The sequence below is a fragment of the Pseudomonas sp. SWI44 genome, from assembly GCF_002947915.1.
In the GTDB taxonomy this organism is placed as follows: domain Bacteria; phylum Pseudomonadota; class Gammaproteobacteria; order Pseudomonadales; family Pseudomonadaceae; genus Aquipseudomonas; species Aquipseudomonas taiwanensis.
Genome location: NZ_CP026674.1, coordinates 1,379,187 through 1,402,985, shown reverse-complemented (window position 1 = coordinate 1,402,985; position 23,799 = coordinate 1,379,187). Strand labels below are relative to the sequence as shown.

Here is a 23,799-nt window from a genome sequence, read left to right as displayed (position 1 = left end):
CAAGTCGGCTCCTGCAGGGAACCACGCAATCCTTGTGGGTGCCGGCCTGCCGGCAATAGGGCCGGTAGCTACGACACAAGGCCAATTGCCAGCCTCCGTGCGGAACGAGTGTGTTACTAGGTATGTCTAGAATACCTATGACCCTCCAGGAGTAAACACACCATGACCTCAGCCTATTACACCGGCGAAGAGCGCAGTAAACGCATCTTTGCCATTGTCGGTGCCTCTTCGGGCAACCTGGTGGAGTGGTTCGACTTTTACGTCTACGCCTTCTGCGCGATCTACTTCGCGCCGGCTTTCTTTCCCTCCGATGACCCCACCGTGCAGCTGCTGAACACCGCTGGCGTGTTCGCTGCCGGCTTTTTGATGCGGCCCATCGGTGGCTGGATCTTCGGCCGCCTGGCCGATCGTCATGGCCGCAAGAACTCCCTGATGATTTCGGTGCTGATGATGTGCGCCGGTTCGTTGATGATCGCCTGCCTGCCCACATACGCCAGCATCGGCACCTGGGCGCCGGCGCTGCTGTTGCTCGCGCGCCTGATCCAGGGCCTGTCGGTGGGTGGCGAATACGGCACCACTGCCACCTACATGAGTGAAGTGGCGCTACGAGGCCAGCGTGGTTTCTTCGCCTCGTTCCAATACGTAACGCTGATTGGTGGCCAACTGCTGGCGGTGCTGGTAGTGGTCATCCTGCAGCAACTGCTGAGCGAGGATGAACTGCGTGCGTGGGGCTGGCGCATTCCGTTCGTGGTCGGTGCCATTGCCGCCCTGGTCTCGCTGATGTTGCGCCGTTCGCTGGAGGAAACCAGCAGCGCCGAAACCCGCAAGGACAAAGACGCCGGTACCATCGCTGGGTTGTTCCGCAACCACACCGCAGCGTTCATCACCGTGCTGGGCTACACCGCCGGTGGTTCGCTGATCTTCTATACCTTCACCACGTACATGCAGAAATACCTGGTCAACACGGCGGGGATGAACGCCAAGAGCGCAAGCTTCGTGATGACCGGCGCGTTGTTCCTGTTCATGATCCTACAGCCGTTCTTCGGCATGCTCTCCGACCGAATCGGTCGACGTAACTCGATGCTGCTGTTCGGCGCTTTGGGCACCCTGTTCACCGTCCCGCTGCTGATGGCGCTCAAGACCGTGACCAGCCCGTTCGTGGCCTTCGTGCTGGTGACGCTGGCCCTGTGCATCGTCAGTTTCTACACCTCGATCAGCGGCCTGGTGAAGGCCGAAATGTTCCCGCCGCAGGTGCGTGCGCTGGGTGTGGGCCTGGCCTATGCGGTGGCCAACGCCATGTTCGGCGGTTCCGCCGAATACGTTGCCCTGGGCTTGAAAACCATGGGCATGGAGAACACCTTCTACTGGTACGTGACGGCCATGATGGCAGTTGCCTTCCTGTTCAGCCTACGACTGCCGAAGCAGGCAGCGTACCTGCATCACGATCATTAAGGACGTTGCATGAGCAATCTGCTGTTCGACGCTTATTTCACCGCACCGGCCATGCGTGAGATTTTCTCCGACCGTGGCCGGCTGCAGGGCATGCTCGATTTCGAAGCCGCCTTGGCCCGTGCCGAAGCCAGCGCCGGGCTGGTACCGCACAGTGCGGTGGCCGCCATCGAGGCGGCCTGCCACGCCGAGCGCTACGATGCCCGCGCCTTGGCCGATGCCATCGCCACTGCCGGCAACTCGGCTATCCCCTTGGTGAAGGCGTTGGGCAAGGTCATCGCCAGTGGTGTGCCTGAAGCCGAGCGCTATGTGCACCTGGGCGCCACCAGCCAGGATGCCATGGACACGGGTTTGGTCCTGCAACTTCGCGATGCGCTCGACATGATCGAAGCGGACCTCGGCAAGCTTGCCGAGACCCTGGCGCACCAGGCTTTGCAGCACGCCGACACCCCGCTGGTGGGCCGCACCTGGCTGCAGCACGCCACGCCGGTGACCCTGGGCATGAAGCTGGCCGGCGTACTCGGTGCTCTGACCCGTCACCGCCAGCGCCTCAAGGAGCTGCGTCCGCGTCTGCTGGTGCTGCAGTTCGGTGGCGCGTCCGGCAGCCTCGCGGCCTTGGGCAATAAAGCGATGCCGGTCGCAGAGGCCCTGGTTGAACAACTCAAGTTGACCTTGCCCGAGCAACCCTGGCACACCCAGCGTGATCGCCTGGTGGAATTCGCCTCGGTGCTGGGCCTCATCGCTGGCAGCCTGGGCAAGTTCGGGCGGGATATCAGCCTGTTGATGCAGACCGAGGCGGGGGAAGTGTTCGAGCCTTCCGCGCCGGGCAAGGGCGGCTCTTCGACCATGCCGCACAAGCGTAATCCGGTGGGCGCGGCGGTACTGATCGGTGCTGCCACTCGTGTGCCGGGCCTGCTGGCGACCATGTTCGCGGCCATGCCTCAAGAGCACGAGCGCAGCCTTGGCCTGTGGCATGCCGAATGGGAGACCCTGCCAGACATCTGCTGCCTGGTCTCTGGCGCGCTGCGCCAGGCCCAGGTGATTGCCGAGGGGATGGAAGTCGATGGTGAACGCATGCGCCGCAACCTCGACCTGACCCAAGGCCTGGTGCTGGCCGAAGCCGTGAGTATCGTGCTTGCCCAACGCCTGGGCCGTGACCATGCCCACCACCTGCTGGAGCAATGCTGCCAGCGTGCCGTGGCCGAGCAGCGCCACCTGCGCGCCGTGCTCGGTGACGAGCCGCAGGTCAGCGCCGAGCTGTCCGCCGAAGAGCTGGACCGCCTGCTCGATCCTGCCCATTACCTTGGCCAAGCCCGCGTCTGGGTGGCGCGTGCCGTGGCCGAACATCAACGTTTCACTGCCTGAAGGAGACCGCTGTGGCGCAATTGCAACTGGCCGATGGCGTATTGAACTACCAACTCGACGGCCCGCAAGACGCACCGGTGCTGGTGCTGTCCAACTCGCTCGGCACCGACCTGGGCATGTGGGACAGTCAGATTCCGCTGTGGAGCGAGCACTTCCGGGTGCTGCGCTACGACACCCGTGGCCATGGCGGGTCGCTGGTTACCGAAGGCCCTTACAGCATCGAACAGCTGGGGCGTGACGTGCTGGCGCTGCTCGATGGTCTGGATATCGAGCACGCGCATTTCGTGGGCCTGTCGATGGGCGGCCTGATCGGCCAGTGGCTGGGTATCAATGCCGGTGCACGCCTGCACAGCCTGACGCTGTGCAATACCGCCGCCAAGATCGCCAATGACGAGGTGTGGAACACCCGCATCGACACCGTGCTCAAAGGTGGCCAGCAGGCCATGGCTGACCTGCGTGACGCCTCCATCGCCCGCTGGTTCACCCCAGGCTTCGCCCAGTCGCAGCCTGAGCAGGCCCAGCGTATCTGCCAGATGCTCGCAACGACTTCCGCGCAAGGTTACGCAGCCAACTGCGCCGCGGTCCGCGATGCCGATTTCCGTGAGCAACTGGGTCGTATCCAGGTGCCGACGCTGATCGTGGCGGGTACCGAAGATGTGGTGACCACCCCGGAGCATGGCCATTTCATGCAGGCTGGAATCATTGGTGCCACCTACGCCGAGTTCCCTGCGGCACACCTGTCCAACGTCGAAATCGGCGAAGCGTTCAGCCGCCGCGTGCTCGACTTCCTGCTGGCTCGCTGAGGGTAGCGCAATGGATGAGAAACAACGTTACGAGGCCGGCATGCAAGTGCGCCGGGCGGTGCTTGGCGACGCCCATGTCGACCGCAGCCTGGAAAAGCTCAATGACTTCAACAGCGAGTTCCAGAACATGATCACCCGGCATGCCTGGGGTGATATCTGGACTCGCCCCGGCCTGCCGCGCCATACCCGCAGCCTGATCACCATCGCCATGCTGATCGGCATGAACCGCAACGATGAGCTGAAATTGCACCTGCGCGCCGCGGCCAACAATGGTGTGACCCGCGACGAGATCAAGGAAGTACTGATGCAGAGTGCGATCTACTGCGGTATTCCGGCGGCCAACGCCACCTTCCACCTGGCGGAGTCGGTGTGGGATGAGCTGGGGGTCGAGTCGCGCCAGGCTTGAGTGTGCAGTCGCTGCCGCCTCTGGCACCGGCACGTCAGCCCCCGCAGGTTGGGGGCTGGCGTTACCGGCAATGTCCCATCAAACGGTCGCTTTCTTCTGCCGGATAGCCACCGGGCCGGCCTTGGCCTCCACCGCCTGCTTCAGCGTCGGACACAGTCCCAGCATGAATGCAGCTTCTGCCACCACGAACAAGGGCCCGATGATCAGCCCGCTGATGTCGTCGACGAATGCTGGCTTGCGGCCTTCGTAGTAATGGCCGACGAACTGAATGATCCAGCCCACCACGAAGGCACCGATTCCTGCTGTGAGCCACAGCGCGGTGCTTTGCATCGCCAGCACCTGGCCTACCCACAGGCACAGCCCCAGCAACAGCCCCATCACCAGGCCCAGGCGCAGGTCAAGGCGCAGGTAGAACCATACCGATGCCGCCGCCGCCAGCATGGCCGGGGACAGCCATGCGCCTGCAATGTCCCAGCCGGGGCGTGACAGCAGGATGGTCACGGCCACGACGATCATCGGGATTCCGATGAAATGAGTGGCGATGTTGCGTGGGTCGCGGTGGTAGCTGGCGTATTGGCTCAGGTGGTCGACGAGGTTTTTCATTGTTGTTCCTCCCTGGGGGGCCTGTTCTGCTCCCGATATAACTGAGGATAGCCCGCAACCGACAGCATCATCAGTTCAGCGAATGGCGGTAGCGTACGCCGGCGTATTCAGGTCGATCGCGGTGCGCAGGGCAGCGCAGGGGAGGTGGCGGGGGCCGTAGAAGCGCAAGTGAGGAAGGGTGCTGTAGTGGCCTCATCGCCGGGCGATGAGGCCAGGCCAGCTTACAACAGGTTCAGCGGATAGCTGACGATCAACCGATTCTCATCGAAGGCGTTGGTGCTGAAATCGCGGCGCATGGTGGAGTTGCGCCATTTGACCGACAAGTCCTTGAAGGTGCCGGACTGCACCACATAAGCCAGCTCGGTCTCCCGTGCCCATTCCTTGCCATCGTCGACGCTGCTGGTGTGAACGTTGTCGCCCTTGATGTAGCGGTTCATCAAGGTGAGACCCGGCACGCCGACAGTGGCGAAGCTGAAATCATGACGTACCTGCCACGAGCGTTCCTTGGCATTGTCGAAGCTGGAGTTGTAGCTGTCGTTGGCCAGGGTGCCGCCACTGGTGCCGTTGACCCGCATCCAGGCGTCGTCACCGCTGACCTTCTGCAAGCCGACGTAGAAGGTATGCCCCTTATAGCGGGCCGAGAGCATGGCCGACGCGGTGCGGTTGTCGAGTTCGCCTGCGCGCTCGGCGCCGTCTTCCTTGCCGATGAAGTAGCCGAGGTTGGCGCCCAGGGTCCAGTCACCCAGTGGCTGGCTGTGCACCAGGTTGATGTATTGCTGGCGGTAGATGTCCTTGAGCTGGGCATCCCACAAGCCAATCATCGTGCGCTTGTCGTTGAAGGTGTACTCACCCCCGCCGAAATTGAAGCGATCCGAGGTGAAGGCGGCGCGGCCGTTGAGCGACATGTCTTCCATGCTGGCGTCGTTGCGTGGGCTGTTGCCACGGAACTGGCCGGCATACAGGGTCAGGCCGTCGATTTCCTTGGAGGTGATCTGGCCGCCGCGGAAGGTTTGCGGCAGCGAACGGCCATCGTCCGAACGCAGGATCGGCAGCACCGGCATCCACTCGCCGACCTTCAGTTCGGTTTGCGAAAGCTTGGCTTTGAGCGCCACGCCCAGACGGCCGAAATCATCGGCAGGGCGACCATCGTCATGAACCGGGAGCAGGTGGGTGTTGGTGGTGCCTTTGCCGCCATCGAGCTTGACCGAGTACAGGCCTAATACATCGACGCCAAAGCCTACGGTGCCCTGGGTGAAACCGGAACGGGCGTCGAGGATGAAGCTTTGCGTCCACTCTTCGGCCTTCGCTTGTGGGTGGGCCGAGTCGACGAAATTGCGATTGATGTAGAAGTTACGCAGGTTAAGTGTGGCCTTGGCATCCTCCACGAAACCGCCTTCGGCGGCCAGAACAGGGAAGGCGCAGGACATGGCCAACAGGCCGGGCAGCAGCTGGCGTGCGGGGTACGAAGTGCTCATCTGTTGTCAATCTCTTGTTTTTATGGGGCGAACCGGCGCGCTGCAGGGACACGTGTGCAGGGGCGGGTCTTTTTTCTGATGAACGTGTGCAGCGTTTCGGGGCAGATGGTGCTGAATCGGGGGAGGGTGGGGCAATTGGTCGCAAACGGAAGCGGGCGATAATCGAACGGAATGTTCCAGCTGGTTAATTGTCCGCAGTCGATGGGGTCGATACGGCCAGGTCGCAACAAAAAGCCCACCGCGAAGGTGGGCTTGATGTTTTAGCTGTCGACTCAGCTTTTCGGTGTTTCCACCGAAGCTTGCTGGTTGGCTTGTCCGGTCTGCTCGTACCAGCCCCCACCCAGAGCCTTGTACAGGTTGACCTCGCTGGTCAGCTGCGAGAGGCGGTCGCTGATCAGGGCTTGCTGGGCGCTGAACAGGTTGCGCTGGGCATCGAGGAAGGTCAGGTTGCTGTCGATACCGATACGGTAGCGACGCTCGGCCAGGCGGTAGTAATCCTGGTTCGCCTGCACCAGGTCACGCTGTGCCTGCAACTGCTCTTCGAAGGTCTTGCGCGCCGCCAGGCCATCGGAGACTTCCTGGAAGGCGGTCTGGATGGTCTTTTCGTACTTGGCGACGTTGATGTCCTTCTGGATCTTGGAGTAGTCCAGGCTGGCCTTCAGGCTGCCGGCGTTGAAGATCGGCAGGTTGATCTGCGGCTGGAACAGCCAGGTGCCTTGGCCGCCCGAGAACAGGTGACCCATGTCCGGGCTTAGGCTGCCTGCGTTGGCGGTCAGGCTGATACTCGGGAAGAACGCGGCCCGAGCCGCGCCGATGTTGGCGTTGGCGGCCTTGAGCAGGTGCTCGGCTTCCTGGATGTCCGGACGGCGCTGGAGGATGTCCGATGGCAGGCCGGCCGGTACCTCGGCCAGCTGGTCGGCATTGAGCTCCAGCGGCTTAGGCAGGTCGGCCGGAATGCCGGTGCCGATCAGCACCGCCAGGCTGTTGACGTCCTGGGCGACCAGGCGCTGGTACTGCGAGTACTTGACCCGGGCGCCTTCCACGGCGGTGCGTGCCTGGCTGACATCGAGCGCGGAAGCCACACCGACTTCGTTGCTGCGGCGAGTCAGGTTGTAGCTTTCCTCGTAGGTCTTGAGGGTCTCTTCGGTGAGCTTGAGCAGCGCCTGGTCGGCCTGCCAGGTGTAGTAGGCATTGGCCACGCTGGCCACCAGGGCGATCTGCGTGGAGCGACGTGCCTGCTCGCTGGACAGGTAGGTTTCCAGGGCCTGCTCGGTCAGGCTGCGGACTCGACCGAACAGGTCCAGTTCGTAGGCGCTGACACCCAGCGTAGCCGAGTACTGGCTGTTGATCCCGGCTTCACCGGTGGTCGACATGTTCGCCGGCACCCGCTGGCGGCTGCCGCTGCCAGTGGCCGAAACCGCTGGGAACAGGTCGGCCCGCTGGATGCGGTATTGCGCGCGGTAGGCGTCGATGTTCAGCGCCGCCACGCGCAGGTCGCGGTTGTTCTCCAGGGAGGTCTGGATCAATCGCTGCAGTGCCGGGTCGTGGAAGAACTGGCGCCAGCCCTGCTCGGCGGCGGCTACCTCGGCCGATTGGGTAGGCGAGTACGCAGGGCCTTGCGGCCACTGCGCTGCCACCGGAGATTCCGGGGTCTGGTAGTCAGGGATCAGCGAGCAGCCGCCGAGAATGAAAGCGGTTACCGCCAGGGTCAATAAAGACTTGGTCATTGCCCAGCCTCATAACGTGGAGTTTCAGGGGTGGCGTCTTGTTTCGGTTCTTTGCTGCCGAACAGCGACGACACTGCGACGAAGAATAGCGGTACCCAGAAGATGGCCAGTACGGTCGCACTGATCATGCCGCCGATCACGCCCGTGCCGATGGCGTGCTGGCTGCCGGCGCCCGCGCCGCTGGCGATGGTCAACGGTACCACGCCGAGGATGAACGCCAGCGAGGTCATGATGATCGGACGCAGACGCATACGGCACGCCTCGATCGCCGCGTCGTACAGGCTGCGGCCCTGCTCGTGCAGTTCCTTGGCGAACTCGACGATCAGGATCGCGTTCTTCGCCGCCAGGCCGATGGTGGTCAACAGGCCCACGAGGAAGTACACGTCGTTCGACAAGCCGCGCAGACTGGTGGCGATCAGCGCACCGATGATACCCAGCGGTACGACCAACACGACGGCGATCGGGATCGACCAGCTTTCGTACAGCGCTGCCAGGCACAGGAACACGAACAGAACCGAGAGGGCGAACAGTGCTGGCATCTGCGAGCCGGAGAGTTTTTCCTCGTAGGACATGCCGGTCCACGAGTAACCGATACCGGACGGCAGTTCGCCAACGATGCGCTCGACCTCGGCCATGGCTTCACCGGTACTGTAGCCCGGCGCCGGGGCACCGAGGATCTCGACCGCTTCCACGCCGTTGTAGCGCGACAGCTTCGGCGAACCGTAGCTCCATTCGCCTTTGGCGAAGGACGAGAACGGCACCATCTCGCCTGCAGCGTTGCGCACGTACCACTTCTGCAGGTCTTCCGGGCTCATCCGCGAGCTTGGCTCGCCCTGGATGTAGACCTTCTTGACCCGGCCACGGTCGATGAAGTCGTTGACGTAGCTGGCACCCAGGGCGATCGACAGGGTGCTGTTGATGTCGGCGATGGTCACGCCCAGCGCGCTGGCACGTTCGTCATCGACTGTCAGCAGGTACTGCGGCTCGTCGTTCAGGCCGTTCGGGCGTACCGCGCTGAGGATCTTGCTTTGCGCGGCCTTGGCCAGGAACTGGTTGCGCGCCTCCATCAGCTTGGTATGGCCGACGCCGGCGCGGTCCTGCAGGAACACGTCGAAGCCGGTGGCGTTACCCAGTTCGAGCACCGCGGGCGGTGCGAAGGCGAACACCATGGCATCGCGGAAGCTGAAGAAGTGCTGCTGGGCGCGTTGTGCCAGGGCAAACACGCTGTTCTCCTTCGAGCGCTCGTCCCACGGCTTGAGCATGATGAATGCCATGCCCGAACTCTGGCCACGACCGGCGAAGTTGAAGCCGTTCACGGTAAAGACCGAGGCAACGGTTTCGGACTCGTCCTTGAGCAGGTATTCACGCATCTGGTCGATCACAACCTGGGTGCGCTCGGCGCTGGAACCTGCTGGCGTCTGCACCTGGGCGAACAGTACACCCTGGTCTTCCTCAGGCAGGAATGCCGTTGGAATGCGGGCGAACAGCCAGATCATGCCGACCACGATCAGGGCGTAGGCGAGCAAAAACGGCAGTTTGTTGCGCAGGATGGCACCGACGCTGCGCTCGTAGCCTTGTACGCTGCGGTCGAAGTTGCGGTTGAACCAGCCGAAGAAGCCGCGCTTGGCCACATGGTGTTCGCCTTTCTTCAGCGGCTTGAGCATGGTGGCGCACAGGGCCGGGGTGAAGATCAGGGCTACCAGCACCGACAGGCCCATGGCCGAGACGATGGTGATGGAGAACTGGCGGTAGATCACACCGGTGGAGCCGCCGAAGAAGGCCATCGGTAGCAGTACAGCCGACAGCACCAGGGCGATACCCACCAGGGCGCCCTGGATCTGTTGCATGGAACGCTTGGTCGCTTCCTTGGGCGGCAGGCCCTCCTCGGACATTACCCGCTCGACGTTTTCCACTACGACGATGGCATCATCCACCAACAGGCCGATGGCCAGTACCATGGCGAACATGGTCAGGGTGTTGATGCTGAAGCCTGCGGCGGCCAGGATACCGAAGGTACCCAGCAACACCACCGGCACGGTCATGGTGGTGATGACGGTGGCGCGGAAGTTCTGCAGGAACAGGTACATCACCAGGAACACCAGGACCACCGCTTCGATCAGGGTATGGATAACCCCGCTGATCGACTCGGTCACCACTGGGGTGGTGTCATACGGGAACACAGCCTTCACGCCCGGCGGGAAGAACGGCTCCAGGTCGCTGATGGTCTTGCGCAGGGCCTTGGCAGTGTCCAGGGCGTTGGCGCCGGTGGCCAGCTTGACCGCCAGACCCGACGCCGGCTTGCCGTTGAACTGGGCGCTGACGGCGTAGTTTTCGCCGCCGAGGCCAACGGTCGCCACATCGCCCAGGCGGACCTGGGAACCGTCGCTGTTGACCTTGAGCAGAATCTTCTCGAACTGTTCGGCGGTCTGCAGGCGGGTCTTGCCGATGATGGTGGCGTTGAGCTGGTTGCCAGGCAGGGCAGGCAGGCCACCGAGCTGGCCGGAGGATACCTGGATGTTCTGCGCGCTGACGGCGGTCTTCACATCGACCGGAGTCAGCTGGAACTTGTTGAGCTTGGCCGGATCGAGCCAGATACGCATGGCGTACTGGGCACCGAACACCTGGAAGTCACCTACACCGGCAGTCCGAGAGATCGGGTCCTGCATGTTGGAGACGATGTAGTTGGCCAGGTCGTCCTTGGTCATGCTGCCGTCTTCGGACACCAGACCGATCACCAACAGGAAGTTTTTCACTGCCTTGGTAACGCGGATGCCCTGTTGCTGCACTTCTTGCGGCAGCAGCGGGGTGGCCAGGTTCAGCTTGTTCTGTACCTGGACCTGCGCGGTGTCGGGGTTGGTGCCCTGCTCGAAGGTAGCGGTAATGGTCATGCTGCCGTCGGAGTTACTTTCCGACGACACATAACGCAGGTTGTCGATACCGTTGAGCTGCTGCTCGATGACCTGCACCACGGTGTCCTGCACGGTCTGCGCCGAAGCGCCCGGGTAGGTCACGGCGATGGCGATGGCCGGCGGCGCGATGCTGGGATACTGGTTGATCGGCAGCTTCAGGATCGACAAGGCGCCGACCAGCATGATCACCAAGGCGATCACCCAGGCGAAGATCGGGCGATCGATAAAGAACTTCGACATGGTTTACTCCGCTTTGGCGTCTGCTTTGGCCGTGCTGGCCTGGGCTTGGCCGGCCGGCTTCTTGACGTTGGTGGCTTCGCTGACCTTGACCTCGACACCCGGACGCACATACTGCAGCCCTTCGGTGATCAGGCGGTCGCCAGGGTTCAAACCTTCCTCGATCAGCCAGTCGCTACCCAGGGTCCGGCTGGCCTTGAGCTGGCGCAGCTCGACTTTGTTTTCCTGATTGACCACCAGTGCGGTCGGCGCACCCTTGAGGTCGCGGGTCACACCTTGCTGCGGGGCCAGGATGGCGTTGCTGTTGACCCCGGCCTGCAAGCGGGCATGTACGAACATGCCTGGCAGCAAGGTGTGTTCAGGGTTGGGGAAAATGGCGCGCAGGGTGACCGAACCGGTGGTCTCGTCGACCGCGACTTCGGAGAACTCCAGGCGACCTTCCTGCTTGAACAGGCTGCCGTCCTCCAGCACCAGTTGCACCTTGGCGGCATTGTTGCCGGCCTTCTGCAGCTGGCCGCTCTCCAGGTCACGGCGCAGCTTGAGCAGCTCGGCAGTGGACTGGGTGACATCGACGTAGATCGGGTCGAGTTGCTGGATCGTCGCCATGGCATTGCTCTGGCCATTGCTCACCAGGGCGCCTTCGGTCACCGAGGAGCGACCGATACGGCCGCTGATCGGCGCCAGTACCTTGGTGTAGCGCAGGTCGATCTGGGCGCTCTTGAGGGAAGCCTCGGCCTGCAATCGTTTGGCATTGGCATCGTCGTATTCCTGCTTGGAGACAGCCTGTTCGTCGATCAGCTGCTTGTAGCGCTCGGCCAGCGAGCGGGTCGCCTGCAGGTTGGCCTGGGCATTGGCCAGGTTGGCTTCGTAGACGGCCGGGTCGATCTGGTAGAGCTGCTGGCCTTCCTTGACGTCGCTGCCTTCCTTGAACAGGCGTTTGAGAATGATGCCATTGACCTGCGGACGCACTTCGGCGACCCGATAGGCACTGGTACGCCCCGGCAGTTCCGAGGTGAGGGTGAAGGCTTGTGGCTGGATGGTTACGACGCCGACCAGAGGAGCCTGCGCTGCGGGCGCTGCTTCTTCTTTCTTACAGCCACTGAGCAGGGTTGCCAGGGCGACGGCGGAAACCAGAGCGGTAACGGCTGGCTTGAATTGCATGAGGATCCTCGGGTCGCTAGAGCAGGGAGACGCTCAAGAGTAATGGAAGAGTCTTGTCAGAAAAAAATCTATCCGGTGGATAAATAGCTTACTAACGAATATACTTACATTCACGGTTGTTTGTAAATACCGCTGGGTGGTACTCGGCTACTGCCACAGCCCTTGATTAGCCTGTACGGAAGGTGCCCTGCAGAGGCAGCTCCGGTGGTTTCCCCGTCCGCGACACGCGTTCGGGCCCAAATGAGGTTGTACTGCCATGGTCCGTCGAACCAAAGAAGAAGCCCAGGAAACCCGCGCCCAGATTATCGAAGCCGCGGAAAAGGCCTTCTACAAGCGCGGAGTTGCGCGAACCACCCTGGCCGACATCGCTGAACTGGCGGGCGTAACCCGGGGGGCGATCTACTGGCATTTCAATAATAAGGCCGAGCTGGTTCAGGCGCTGCTGGACAGCCTGCACGAAACCCATGACCACTTGGCGCGTGCCAGTGAAAGCGAGGACGAAGTAGACCCGCTCGGCTGCATGCGCAAGCTGCTGCTGCAAGTGTTCAACCAGCTGGTGCTCGACGCCAGAACCCGGCGTATCAATGAAATCCTGCATCACAAGTGCGAGTTCACCGATGACATGTGTGAAATTCGCCAGCAGCGCCAGGGCGCGGTGCTGGACTGCCACGAGGGCATTACCTTGGCACTGGCCAATGCAGTGCGCCGGGGCCAGTTGCCTGCCGAACTGGATGCAGAACGCGCTGCCATCGCACTGTTCGCCTATGTCGATGGCTTGATCGGGCGCTGGCTTTTGCTGCCGGACAGTTTCGACCTGCTGCGCGATGCCGAACAATGGGTCGACACCGGGCTGGATATGCTGCGCTTGAGCCCGGCGCTGCGCAAATGACACTTTGTTAAGGATTGTGATGAAGTGTTTCCCCCATGTATTAAGGGGGGATTAACTGGGCGAGCCTGGCTTACCGTCCACGCAACTGCCGATCAGGCAACGCAATCGCCGCCAGCAACCCTAACACCGCGGCCAGCGCACTTCCCATCAATAGCTGGCGGAACGTCTCAAGCAATCGCGCCTGGGTCTGCGCGTCTGCCTCCCCGGCCTGCAGGCTCCCCAGCAGTGGGTTGCCCAATAATTCGAAGCCGCCCTGGTGCAGCAAGGCCAGCAGGAAGCTGGACATGCACGCCACGCCCATGGCTCCGCCGAGCGAGCGGAACAGGTTGGTGGTGCTGGTGGCTACACCGATATCCTTGATGTTCACCGCGCTCTGCGTGCCCACCAGCGAGGTTGGGAACTGCAACCCGCAAGCGATCCCGGTCAGCAGCATGAAGAGGCCACTGAGCAGGCTGGATTGTGGCGGAGTGATGGCCATGGCGAAGATCGCTACCGGCATCAGCAGCGCACCGGCCAGGATCTGTGGTTTGTAGCGGCCGGTGAAGCTGGTCAAGCGCCCGCCGGTGAAGGCGCCCACGGGCAGCCCCATGGCGAGTGGCAACAGGTGCAGTGCGGCGCTGTCGGCGCCGGCACCGGTGATGCCCTGGAAACGCAGCGGCATGAGCATGGTCAGCGAGATCGACTGGAAACTGGCGAAGAAAATCACGCACCAACACAGCACCGCGACGCGATTACCGAACAGGTCCATGGGCAGCAGTGGTTCGCGGCAGCGCCGCTCGTGCGCCACGAACAGGGCCAAGCCGAGGGCGGCGCTGGTCAAAAGGGCCAGTACCGGAGCGGCTGTCCAGCCCTCGCCCTGGCCGACCAGTGTGATGCCCAGCAACAGGCTGCCCAGGCCAAGAATCAACAGCACCGCGCCCAGATAATCGACCCGCGCCTCGCGACGCCTGACCGGCATGTCGCGCAGGGCGCGGTGGATCGCCCATAGCGCGAAAAGGCCCAACGGCAGGTTGATCCAGAACACCCAGCGCCAGGACAGGTATTCGGTGAGCCAGCCGCCGACCACGGGCCCGGCCACGCTGGCCAGGGCGTACATGCTGCTGAAATACCCCTGGTAGCGACCTCGCTCCCGAGGGGGCACGAAGTCGCCGATGATGGCCTGGCTCACCGATACCATGCCGCCGGCGCCGATCCCTTGCAGCACCCGGGCGAGCACCAGTTGCTGCATGTCCTGGGCCAGGGCACAGGCGACCGAGGCCAGGGTGAACAGGCCGATGCCGGTCAGAATCATGCGGCGGCGCCCATACAGGTCGCCGAGCTTGCCGTAGATCGGTACGGCCACGGTCATGGCCACCATGTAGCCGGAGATGACCCACGCCAACAGGCCGACGTCGTTGAACTGTGCCGAGATGGCAGGCAGTGAGATGGCAACGATGGTCTGGTCGAGGGCGCCGAGGAAGATGGCCAGCATCAACGCGGTGAGTACGTTGCGCAAAACGGCGGGGGGCAGGGCGGCGGTCACGGGGCTTACCTTGTCTTGGCTTTGGGCAGTGGCTCTATCTCGGTGACAGGGCGCCGTCGTCAGCGAAAGCGGCGTGTTTCCTGTGAGAGCGGAGTTGCCCGCGATGGGCGGGTGCGAATTCCCGGATTGTAACCCGAGTTAGGTAGCTCCCTATGTACTATCTGCATCCCCTATGCAAGATCGGCATTGGCGCATTCATCCAGAGCTGCATGGCTGCGTGCTATCTTGGCTGAGCCGCAGAGGCTGAAATCCGGGGCTTGCCCCAGCTTGGTGCGAACTGCAAATGCCGGATTTTCTCGTCGCTGTATCCCATACCTTTTATTCCTCTGCCTGCATGTCGAGCATGACCGCCCAGATGGCGACGGTTGGAACAGGTCAGGTAGACCCGATTCAGGGGTCGGTAGCAACCGTTCAATTTCACGTTATTGCGGAGTGATCATGCCCAAGGCTTCCCATAAAGATCTGCGTATTGCCTTCCGCGAGCTGCTCGCTTCAGGTTCCTGCTATCACACCGCGTCCGTGTTCGACCCGATGTCGGCGCGCATTGCCGCTGACCTGGGCTTCGAAGTGGGCATTCTCGGTGGCTCGGTGGCCTCGCTCCAGGTGCTGGCCGCCCCGGACTTCGCCCTGATCACCCTGAGCGAATTCGCCGAGCAAGCTACCCGTATTGGCCGTGTGGCCCAGTTACCGGTGCTTGCCGATGCCGACCATGGCTACGGCAACGCGCTCAATGTCATGCGTACGGTCATCGAACTGGAGCGCGCCGGTGTCGCCGGCCTGACCATCGAAGACACCTTGCTGCCGGCCCAGTTCAGCCGCAAGTCCACCGACCTGATCTCGGTCGAGGAAGGTGTCGGCAAGATCCGTGCGGCCCTTGAGGCCCGAGTCGATTCGTCGATGGCGATCATTGCCCGTACCAACGCAGGGGTGCTGAGCACCGAAGAAATCATCGTGCGCACCCAGAGCTACCAGAAGGCCGGTGCCGACGGCATTTGCATGGTGGGCGTGAAGGACTTCGAGCAGCTCGAGCAGATTGGCGAGCACCTGAACGTGCCGATGATGCTGGTGACCTACGGCAACCCGAACCTGCGCGACGACGAGCGCCTGGCCCGCCTGGGCGTGCGTGTGGTGGTCGATGGCCATGCCGCCTACTTTGCCGCGATCAAGGCCACCTACGACTGCCTGCGCCTGCAACGGGGCCAACAGAACAAGTCGGAGAACCTCAGTGCGACCGAGCTCTCGCACACTTACACCCAGCCCGAGGACTACATCCGCTGGGCCAAGGAGTACATGAGCGTCGAGGAGTGACCGGCGCGTGGCGCCGAGGTCAACGCACGGCGCTCAAGGTTGCACTCTGAGGCACGCAGTGCTCATGCTGGCAACTGGCTGCTGAGTGGGGTTGGCTGCGAAGCAGCTCTACCCGCCAGCAAGCCGAGCCGTAAACACCCGCTACGGCCAGCAGCATTACCACAAGGGCGATTCTTCTGGTTTTGATGCCCATGATGCTCACCTCCAGTCCCGGCAACAGGTGATACACCTGAGCATAGGTCAGTCGGGACGGCTTGTCAGGGCCAGCCCTGGTCCCATTCTGGTTCCGCCTGAAAACGTTGAGACAGAAAATCCAGCATGCTGCGCAAGGTTGCCGGCATGTGCTTGCGCGAGGTGTACACCGCGTTCAGGCTCAGCGCTTGCGGTTGTGCCTCTGGTAGCACGCGAACCAACTCTCCACTGCGCAGCGCCGCGGCAGCCAGGTAGCTTGGCAACATTGCGATACCCGCGTTGGCCAGCGTCGCCGTCTGCAGGGTCATGGCCTCGTTGGCGGTGATATTGCCTGCGACGGGGACCGCGATCTGTTGGCCCTGCACATCGAATTGCCACAGGTCGTGCCCGAAGTAGGCGTGGGTCATGCAGTTGTGCCGGCTCAAATCCTCGACCCGCTGTGGCGTTCCGTGCTGGCGCAAGTAGGCTGGTGAAGCGCACACCACCGAACGGCACACGGTCAAGCGTCGGGCGATCAGGTTCGGGTCAAGGTCGTTACTGGTACGAATCGCCAGGTCGATGCGTTCATCGACCAGATTCACAGTGCGGTCCAGTACCTGCAGGTCAACCTTCACCCCTGGGTAGCGCTGCACGTAATCGGCGATCGCGGCCACCAGTTGTGCCTGTGCGAACGACGTGCTGACGCTGATGCGCAGCTCACCACGCGGCGCATCATCCGGCTGGCGCACGGCTGTTTCCAGCTCGCCGGCCAACTCCAGCAATTGGCGACAGCGGGGCAGGGTTTGCTGGCCGGCGGCGGTCAGGCTCAGCTTGCGTGTGGTGCGTTGCATGAGGCGCGCGCCGACCCAGTCCTCCAGCGCTGCCAGATACCGCGAAACCACCGGTCGCGATAATTGCAGCTGATCCGCCGCCGCCGATTGGCTTCCCAGGTCGACGACGGTGACGAAGACGCGCATGGCGTTCAGACGGTCCATGATTTGCTCGATTTCAGAAACAAACTATGTCCCAGCATCGCATTTTTCGTAATGGAGCGGGCAACTAAGCTGATGAGCATGTTGTCGCCGCTGCCTTGGCGATCGAAGTGGTAAACACCTTAACGAAGGGAGTGTTGTTCATGAGCAAGATCGCAATCATCGGTGCCACCGGCCGGGCTGGCGGCCAGTTGCTGGAGGAAGCCCTGCGCCGTGGTCATAGCGTCGTCGCGATTGCCCGCGACCCCTCGCGCTTGCAAGGGCGTGCAGGTGTCACGGTCAAGGCGTTGGATGCCAAGGACAGCGCAGCCTTGCAGGCGGCCGTTGCGGACGTGGACGCAGTGCTGAGTGCTGCGCACTTCTCGACCCTCGAACCGCAGGCGGTTATCGAGCCGGTCAAGCGCGCTGGGGTAAAGCGACTGCTGGTGGTAGGCGGCGCCGGCAGTCTGCTGCTACCGTCCGGCCAGCGGGTGATCGACAGTCCTGACTTCCCCGAGGCGTACAAGGCCGAGGCCAGTGCAGGGGTTCGTTTCCTGGATGCGTTGCGCCAGGAACAAGCGCTGGACTGGACCTTCCTGTCGCCTTCGGCGGAATTCGTCGAAGGAGAGCGCACGGGCCATTACACGCTTGGCAAGGATCATCTGTTGATCGGCAAAGACGGCAAGAGCTGGATCACTTTCGCTGATTTCGCCATCGCCCTGATCGATGAATTGGAAAAACCAGCGCATTCGCGGCAGCGGTTCACCGTTGGCTATTGAGTCGGCTTCGAGTTCCGACAAGCCGGCCTCTACAGGGGGGCTGGTTCACTGATGGGCGCGTTGCTCCAGCCAGTCCAGCAATTCGATCAAGCCCGCTGGCAGGCTCTTGGCCTGGCTGACCAGATAGTAGCCTTTGCCGGTCGTGACCTTGACCCCGAATGGCATGCACAGGCGTCCGCTGCGCAGGTCGTCGCCAATCAGCGCCCAATCGCCAATGGCCACGCCGGTGCCCTGGGAGGCCATGGCCATCGCCATGTCCAGCGTCTCGAAATGTTGTTTCGGGCCTTGTGGGTCGAAGGTTGCCCCGGCAGCCTGCAGCCATAGCCGCCAGTCATGCTCGTCGCGCGAAGGGTGCAGCAGCATGTGACGCGCCAGGTCTTCGATCTGGCGCAGCGGCACGGGCCCTTCCAGTAGCGATGGCGCGCAGACCGGGGTCAGTTGCTCGTCGAACAGCTTGCGCACCCGCAGCCCATGGTTCGGCAGACTGCCGTAGACCACGGCGGCGTCAAAGCCTTCGCGACGGAAATCCACCCCGTGTTGCACGGTCGTGGTCAACTCCACCGGTATGTCGGGGCGCAAGGCCTGCCATTCCATCAGGCGCGGCAGTAGCCAGCGCATCACGCAGGTCGGTGCCTTGAGCTGCAACGTGGCATTGCGCCCGCTCACTTCGCGCACGCCTTGCTCGATCAGGGCGAATACCTGCTGCACCCGTGGCAGCCAGTCCTGGCCTTCACGGGTCAGGCTCAGCCCCCGGGCCTGGCGCTGGAACAGGGTATAGCCCAGATGTTCCTCAAGCCCGGCAATCTGCCGGCTTACGGCACCTTGGGTGATGTGCAACTGTTGCGCCGCACGGGTGAAGTTGCAGTGCTGCGCTGTCACCAGGAACGTGTGCAGGGCGGACAGGGGCGGAAGGCGTTTCATCGCGGCGAGCCATGATTAAAGGACATGGCTAGTATGTGTTTTTTTGCCTTGTGGCGATAGCCATGGCTTGGGTCCAATGGGCACAGATACCCAACAAGATCCAAGGTGAATTCCATGGCAACCTGCGGCGAAGTACTGGTCAAACTCCTTGAAGGCTATGGTGTGGACCATGTCTTCGGCATACCCGGCGTCCACACCGTGGAGCTTTACCGGGGCTTGGCGGGCTCCACCATCCGGCATGTCACCCCGCGGCACGAGCAAGGTGCTGGGTTCATGGCTGATGGCTATGCCCGTACTCGCGGCAAGCCAGGGGTGTGTTTCATCATCACCGGCCCGGGCATGACCAACATCACCACCGCGATGGGCCAGGCCTACGCCGACTCGATCCCGATGCTGGTGATTTCCAGCGTGCAATCGCGCGATCAACTGGGCGGCGGGCGCGGCAAGTTGCATGAGTTGCCGAACCAGGCAGCATTGGTGGGGGGCGTGGCGGCCTTCTCGCACACGCTGATGAGCGCCGATGACCTGCCGCACGTGCTGGCCCGAGCGTTTGCCGTGTTCGACAGCGGGCGTCCGCGTCCCGTGCATATCGAGATTCCCCTGGACGTTCTGGTCGAGCCGGCCGATCACTTGCTGCCCGCACGCGTGGTACGCAGTCATCGGGCCGGCGCCGCTGCGCAAGCCGTGGCGGCGATGGCCGAACGCCTGGCCAATGCACGCCGGCCGCTGATTCTGGCCGGTGGTGGCGCCTTGGCTGCGGGTGCGGTTCTGGTGCGTCTGGCCGAGCATCTGCAGGCTCCGGTGGCGCTGACCATCAATGCCAAGGGCCTGTTGCCGTCCGACCATCCGCTGCAAATGGGTTCGACCCAGTCGCTTGTGGCGACGCGCGCCCTGGTGGCAGAGGCCGACGTGGTGCTGGCCATTGGTACTGAGCTGGCCGAAACCGACTACGACGTGACGTTCAAGGGTGGTTTCGAAATCCCTGGCTGCCTGCTGCGCATCGATATCGACCCCGACCAGACCGTGCGCAATTATCTGCCGGCGCTGGCGCTGGTGGCCGATGCAGAGCTGGCGGCCCATGATCTGCTCAACGCCTTGCAAGCACAACCGCAGCCGGCGCGTGCCGAGGACTGGGGTGTGGCGCGGGTAGCGCGCCTGCGCCAAACGCTGTCGGCCGGCTGGGACCAACCGACTTTGAGCCAGACCCGGCTGCTGCGTAGCATCCTGGACCGGCTGCCCAACGCCATTCTGGTTGGGGATTCGACCCAGCCGGTGTACACCGGCAACCTGACCCTGGACATGGACCAGCCACGTCGCTGGTTCAACGCCTCGACCGGCTATGGCACCCTCGGTTACGCCCTGCCGGCCGCCATGGGCGCATGGCTGGGTAGCGCCGAAGCGGTGGCTGAGCGCGCACCGGCGGTGTGCCTGATCGGCGATGGTGGGCTGCAGTTCACCTTGCCGGAACTGGCCAGCGCGGTGGAGGCCCAGGTCCCGCTGATTGTCCTGCTGTGGAACAATCAGGGCTACGAGGAAATCAAGAAGTACATGGTCAACCGTGCCATCGAACCGGTCGGCGTGGACATCCACACCCCGGATTTCCTGGGTGTGGCTCGGGCATTGGGCGCTGCGGCGGAGCATGTGGCCGATGTCGCCCAACTGCAGGAGGCATTGGGGCATGCCGTGGAGCGCCAGGGGCCGACGTTGATCCAGGTGGATCAGAACCAGTGGCAGTCGGCGGTTCGCGGCTGAGTTTTATACAGCCACGGCGCCTGTGGAGCGGCAATCAACCGGCACTGGCACGCAGCCGGGCCACATCGCGGATCGGTGGCGCGCCATACAGGCGGCTGTATTCCCGGCTGAACTGGGATGGGCTTTCATAGCCCACCCGGTACCCCGCCACCGCCGCCTCCAGGCCATCGTTGAGCATCAGCCTTCGCGCCTCCTGCAGGCGCAGTTGCTTCTGATACTGCAAGGGGCTCATGGAGGTCACGGCCTTGAACCGGTGGTGCAGGGTCGAAGTGCTGAGGTTGACCTCTCGGGCCAGATCCTCGATGCGCAGCGGCAACTGGAAGTTCTGGTTGAGCCAGGTGATCGCCTGGCAGACCCGATGGGTCTGGCTGTTCGCCAGCGCAATCTCGTACAGCCGATAGCCCTGTGGCCCTCGCAGCAGGCGGTAGAGAATCTCGCGGCGGATCAAGGGGGCCAGCATGGCAATGTCTCGCGGTGTGTCCAGCAGTCGGACCAGCCGCAGCAAGGCATCGAGCAACTGCGCATCGGTCCTTTCCACATACAGGCCGCGGCCCGAAGGCAGGTTGGGCACCAGCATCGGTCCGCTTTCGGCAATCAGCTGGCTGATCTCGGCCGGGTCAAGGTCAAGGCGCAACCCCAGGCTAGGGTTCTCCGGGCTCGCATCGAGCTTGACGCCACTGATCGGCAAGGTCACCGACACCACCATGTAATGCAGAGGGTCGTAGGCATACTGCTCGTCACCCAGAAACAGGCTCTTGCTGCCCTGCGCCAGAATGCACAACGCTGGTTGTGCCAACGTGGGCACGGAGCGGATGTTTTCCCGATAACTGACCAGGTACAGGTCATCGATGGCCGAGGCCGGCCCATATGGGTCGCCGGCGTGGCGGCGGATCAGATCGGCCAGTTCCTGACGTTGCAGTTCCAAGGTCGGGTCGATGGACGTGGCGGTGGTCATGGTGGCTTTCCTCTGCTGACCGACGCAGCATAGGTTTGGGCAATGACGGGCGCTAGTCGAAACCTGCACATCGATTGCCTGATCCTGCCGCGCTGCAGGATCAGGCAATCGATGTGCAGTAATGGCCTAACGTGACGCGTGTGCGACGCCCTAACCTTGGCAGCCTCGCTTTTTTGTCTGTCCGCTTCAAGGAGATCGTGCAATGACCCTACGACAACCGGTCACCCATTTGGCTTTCATCCGTGCAAGCAGTGGTCGTTCGGCAGAGCTGGGCGCCCGTCTGCGTGATCTGCTCGAGCCTTCGCTGCGCGCACCTGGCTGCTTGAGCTTCACCGTGCAGCGTTCGCAGGCCGATGGCGACCTGTGGCTGCTCAGCGGCAGTTGGCGGGACCAACAAGCGATGACTGGGTATTTTGCCTCGCCTACCTTGGAATTGTTCGGCGAACTGGTGCAGGCCCAGGTGGTCAGCAGCCTGGATTTGCATACGTTCGATTGATCGTGCGCGGGCTGATCGTCGGTAAACCACCTTGTGCAGGGTGTGTGCAGCCGGCGGAGGGCGACAGGGCTCAAGTGGGCAAGCTTGAGGTAAGATGCCGGCCTTCGATCAACGACGCGGATTGCAACATGGCACGTAGAGAGTTCCCGCATTTCGAAGCGGTTTCGGCAATGGTCCCGGTGCAAGGCGGTGGCTACAACGCCGCCATCGCCATCAAGGCCCTGGGCATGGGCGGTGCCCCACGTTTTCATAAGGTGCTGGACGGCGAGGTGTTCAAGAGCGCCGTGGCGGCCGATGAGGCCGCCTGCGCCGAGCTGGCGCGCCTGCAGGGTGTCAGCGAAGAAGGCGAACTGATCTGGTGATCAGCCGTTTGCCTGGGGCCTGACCATCTTGAACAGGTTGCCCAGCTCGAAGTAGTCCGCCGGGCCACCGCCACGCAGGATCGGTTCGGCGGCAGCGGTATCGTAGATGCCATCCTTGAGCAAATGCTCGGCGATATGCACCGCCACCACTTCGCCAAGAATCAACCAGCTGGGCACCCGTTCCTGGTCAGCTCGTTTGAGCTGGACGATCTGGCTGACCTTGCACTCGAAAGCCACGGGGCTTTCGCCTACCCGGGGCACGTTGACGATGCGCGATGGCGCTGCTGTGAGGTTGCTCAATTCGAACTCGTTCACTTGCGCGGGCACCGCGGCGCAGCTCTGGTTCATGGCTTCGGCCAGGGGGCGGGTGGCGAGGTTCCAGACGAATTCCCCGGTCTGCTCGATGTTGTTCAGGCTGTCTTTGCGCCCGACACTGCAGAAACCGATGATTGGCGGAATGTAGTTGAAGGCGTTGAAGAAACTATAGGGCGCCAGGTTCAGCTGACCTTCGCTGTCTTGCGAGGAAATCCAGCCGATGGGGCGGGGGCCGACGATGGCGTTGAACGGGTCGTGGGGCAGGCCGTGGCCTTTGCTAGGTTCGTAGTAATACATCTGTAGTGGGCTTGCTGGCCCTACCTCTGGGGGGACGAGAGTCCTAGTGTGCCAATCCTTTGCTCCCCTGAAAATGATCAAGCCCGGCCGAAGCCGGGCTGGTTGGCTCACATCAGGTATCAGCTGATGCGGTTAGCGTTGGTGCGGTCGTAACCGTCTTCGGCGAAGCGTTGGCCGTTGGTGCGGTCGAAGCCGTCTTCGGCGAAGCGTTGGCCGTTGGTGCGGTCGAAGCCGTCTTCGGCGAAGCGTTGGCCGTTGGTGCGGTCGAAGCCGTCTTCGGCGAAGCGTTGGCCGTTGGTGCGGTCGAAGCCGTCTTCGGCGAAGCGTTGGCCGTTGGTGCGGTCGAAGCCGTCTTCGGCGAAGCGTTGGCCGTTGGTGCGGTCGAAGCCATCTTCGGCGAAGCGTTGGCCATTGGTGCGGTCGAAGCCATCTTCGGCGAAGCGTTGGCCGTTGGTGCGGTCAAAGCCGTCTTCGGCGAAGCGTTGCGCGTTGGTGCGGTCGTAACCGTCTTCGGCATAAGTAGCCGACTGGCTCTGTACTGCGGCGAAGGTGTGGCTGTTGGTGCGGTCGTAGCCATCTTCGGCGAAGGCGCCTGCTGCGAAAACGCTGAGGGCCAGGGTCAGGATGATTTTGTTTTTCATGATCGTTGCTCCGTGGGTTTTGAGAGGTTGTTTGTTTCTATGGGTTTAATGCTACTCCGATTAATTTGATTAAAAAGCGCAAAAAATAGCGTATAAAAATCGAATTAATAGATGTATTGGTGCGCCTAAGTGACCGCCCCAATGCAAAGTCTCAGCATTCAGATATGGGGAATTCCTCGGGCGTCTGAGGCTTTTCGCGCTATGGAAAGCATGGGGGAGTGAAATTAATGGGGGGTTAAGACAGAAAAAATTCCGCTCCATCGCCTGGCCAACGCTTTTTTCATA

The 23,799-nt window shown here is 62.5% G+C and carries 21 protein-coding genes and 1 pseudogene; 10 read left to right on the top strand and 12 right to left on the bottom strand.

Going from position 1 to position 23,799, the window contains the following annotated elements; translation table 11 throughout:
- Positions 1 to 162: 162 nt before the first annotated feature.
- From C4Q26_RS06760 to pcaC, 4 genes are read left to right on the top strand one after another with little or no spacing between them, the layout of a single operon-like run.
- On the top strand, positions 163 to 1,452 hold the full coding sequence (locus C4Q26_RS06760) for an MFS family transporter (RefSeq protein WP_023378912.1): 1,290 nt from the start codon (positions 163 to 165) through the stop codon (positions 1,450 to 1,452).
- 9 nt (positions 1,453 to 1,461) lie between these two features.
- A complete protein-coding gene (locus C4Q26_RS06755; RefSeq protein ID WP_104882908.1) occupies positions 1,462 to 2,814 on the top strand; it encodes a 3-carboxy-cis,cis-muconate cycloisomerase in 1,353 nt (450 codons plus the stop codon).
- 11 nt (positions 2,815 to 2,825) lie between these two features.
- Positions 2,826 to 3,617, top strand: a complete 792-nt coding sequence (gene pcaD, locus C4Q26_RS06750; RefSeq protein WP_023378914.1) for a 3-oxoadipate enol-lactonase — start codon at positions 2,826 to 2,828, stop codon at positions 3,615 to 3,617.
- Between the two features lie 10 nt (positions 3,618 to 3,627).
- Positions 3,628 to 4,023, top strand: a complete 396-nt coding sequence (gene pcaC, locus C4Q26_RS06745) for a 4-carboxymuconolactone decarboxylase (protein ID WP_027908103.1) — start codon at positions 3,628 to 3,630, stop codon at positions 4,021 to 4,023.
- Between the two features lie 78 nt (positions 4,024 to 4,101).
- Here pcaC and C4Q26_RS06740 read toward each other — a convergent pair whose 3' ends face one another.
- From C4Q26_RS06740 to ttgA, 5 genes are all read right to left on the bottom strand, one after another.
- A complete protein-coding gene (locus tag C4Q26_RS06740) occupies positions 4,102 to 4,626 on the bottom strand; it encodes a DUF962 domain-containing protein (RefSeq protein ID WP_104882907.1) in 525 nt (174 codons plus the stop codon).
- Positions 4,627 to 4,847: 221 nt separating this feature from the next.
- Entirely contained in the window at positions 4,848 to 6,101 is a 1,254-nt protein-coding gene (locus C4Q26_RS06735) for an OprD family porin (RefSeq protein ID WP_023378917.1), read from the bottom strand.
- A gap of 272 nt (positions 6,102 to 6,373) precedes the next feature.
- Complete coding sequence (locus C4Q26_RS06730; RefSeq protein ID WP_104882906.1) at positions 6,374 to 7,828, bottom strand: AdeC/AdeK/OprM family multidrug efflux complex outer membrane factor; 1,455 nt, start codon at positions 7,826 to 7,828, stop codon at positions 6,374 to 6,376.
- The gene (gene ttgB, locus C4Q26_RS06725) at positions 7,825 to 10,977 is read right to left on the bottom strand and encodes a multidrug efflux RND transporter permease subunit TtgB (protein ID WP_023378920.1); all 3,153 of its coding nucleotides are present in this window, start codon (positions 10,975 to 10,977) and stop codon (positions 7,825 to 7,827) included. The genes C4Q26_RS06730 and ttgB overlap by 4 nt, the downstream gene beginning before the upstream one ends.
- 3 nt (positions 10,978 to 10,980) lie before the next feature.
- Complete coding sequence (ttgA, locus tag C4Q26_RS06720) at positions 10,981 to 12,135, bottom strand: toluene efflux RND transporter periplasmic adaptor subunit TtgA (RefSeq protein WP_023378921.1); 1,155 nt, start codon at positions 12,133 to 12,135, stop codon at positions 10,981 to 10,983.
- Positions 12,136 to 12,391: 256 nt separating this feature from the next.
- Between ttgA and ttgR the strand changes: the two genes are divergently transcribed.
- Positions 12,392 to 13,024 carry an efflux transport transcriptional regulator TtgR gene (gene ttgR, locus C4Q26_RS06715; RefSeq protein WP_023378922.1) on the top strand — a complete coding sequence of 211 codons (633 nt, stop codon included), beginning with the start codon at positions 12,392 to 12,394 and terminating at the stop codon, positions 13,022 to 13,024.
- A 70-nt stretch (positions 13,025 to 13,094) separates the two neighbouring features.
- Here ttgR and C4Q26_RS06710 read toward each other — a convergent pair whose 3' ends face one another.
- Positions 13,095 to 14,546: an MDR family MFS transporter gene (locus C4Q26_RS06710; protein WP_104882905.1), complete on the bottom strand. Its 1,452-nt coding sequence runs from the start codon at positions 14,544 to 14,546 to the stop codon at positions 13,095 to 13,097.
- Between the two features lie 438 nt (positions 14,547 to 14,984).
- Here C4Q26_RS06710 and C4Q26_RS06705 point away from each other — a divergent pair, with 438 nt between their 5' ends.
- Positions 14,985 to 15,854, top strand: a complete 870-nt coding sequence (locus C4Q26_RS06705; protein WP_023378924.1) for an oxaloacetate decarboxylase — start codon at positions 14,985 to 14,987, stop codon at positions 15,852 to 15,854.
- A gap of 19 nt (positions 15,855 to 15,873) precedes the next feature.
- Here the strand turns inward: C4Q26_RS06705 and C4Q26_RS28085 are convergent, their stop codons facing one another.
- The gene (locus C4Q26_RS28085; protein ID WP_177429826.1) at positions 15,874 to 16,047 is read right to left on the bottom strand and encodes a hypothetical protein; all 174 of its coding nucleotides are present in this window, start codon (positions 16,045 to 16,047) and stop codon (positions 15,874 to 15,876) included.
- A gap of 64 nt (positions 16,048 to 16,111) precedes the next feature.
- The gene (locus tag C4Q26_RS06700; RefSeq protein WP_104882904.1) at positions 16,112 to 17,020 is read right to left on the bottom strand and encodes a LysR family transcriptional regulator; all 909 of its coding nucleotides are present in this window, start codon (positions 17,018 to 17,020) and stop codon (positions 16,112 to 16,114) included.
- 140 nt (positions 17,021 to 17,160) lie between these two features.
- Between C4Q26_RS06700 and C4Q26_RS06695 the strand changes: the two genes are divergently transcribed.
- Positions 17,161 to 17,775: an NAD(P)-dependent oxidoreductase gene (locus tag C4Q26_RS06695; protein WP_023378926.1), complete on the top strand. Its 615-nt coding sequence runs from the start codon at positions 17,161 to 17,163 to the stop codon at positions 17,773 to 17,775.
- Between the two features lie 45 nt (positions 17,776 to 17,820).
- Here the strand turns inward: C4Q26_RS06695 and C4Q26_RS06690 are convergent, their stop codons facing one another.
- On the bottom strand, positions 17,821 to 18,696 hold the full coding sequence (locus C4Q26_RS06690; RefSeq protein WP_023378927.1) for a LysR substrate-binding domain-containing protein: 876 nt from the start codon (positions 18,694 to 18,696) through the stop codon (positions 17,821 to 17,823).
- A 114-nt stretch (positions 18,697 to 18,810) separates the two neighbouring features.
- Between C4Q26_RS06690 and C4Q26_RS06685 the strand changes: the two genes are divergently transcribed.
- Positions 18,811 to 20,448 (top strand): 5-guanidino-2-oxopentanoate decarboxylase, encoded by a 1,638-nt coding sequence (locus C4Q26_RS06685; RefSeq protein WP_023378928.1) that lies wholly within the window; start codon positions 18,811 to 18,813, stop codon positions 20,446 to 20,448.
- Positions 20,449 to 20,482: 34 nt separating this feature from the next.
- Here the strand turns inward: C4Q26_RS06685 and C4Q26_RS06680 are convergent, their stop codons facing one another.
- Complete coding sequence (locus tag C4Q26_RS06680) at positions 20,483 to 21,403, bottom strand: AraC family transcriptional regulator (protein ID WP_023378929.1); 921 nt, start codon at positions 21,401 to 21,403, stop codon at positions 20,483 to 20,485.
- A 202-nt stretch (positions 21,404 to 21,605) separates the two neighbouring features.
- On the opposite strand from C4Q26_RS06680, the gene C4Q26_RS06675 reads away from it, so the two are divergent.
- Positions 21,606 to 21,899 carry an antibiotic biosynthesis monooxygenase family protein gene (locus C4Q26_RS06675; RefSeq protein ID WP_023378930.1) on the top strand — a complete coding sequence of 98 codons (294 nt, stop codon included), beginning with the start codon at positions 21,606 to 21,608 and terminating at the stop codon, positions 21,897 to 21,899.
- Positions 21,900 to 22,027: 128 nt separating this feature from the next.
- On the top strand, positions 22,028 to 22,261 hold the full coding sequence (locus tag C4Q26_RS06670; RefSeq protein ID WP_027908108.1) for a hypothetical protein: 234 nt from the start codon (positions 22,028 to 22,030) through the stop codon (positions 22,259 to 22,261).
- On the opposite strand, the gene C4Q26_RS06665 is transcribed toward C4Q26_RS06670, so the two are convergent.
- Both C4Q26_RS06665 and C4Q26_RS28700 read right to left on the bottom strand, forming a co-directional pair.
- Positions 22,262 to 22,873 (bottom strand): flavin reductase family protein, encoded by a 612-nt coding sequence (locus C4Q26_RS06665; RefSeq protein WP_023378932.1) that lies wholly within the window; start codon positions 22,871 to 22,873, stop codon positions 22,262 to 22,264.
- Between the two features lie 317 nt (positions 22,874 to 23,190).
- Positions 23,191 to 23,514: pseudogene (locus C4Q26_RS28700) on the bottom strand (heme utilization protein); the annotation flags it as partial.
- Positions 23,515 to 23,799 lie beyond the last annotated feature (285 nt).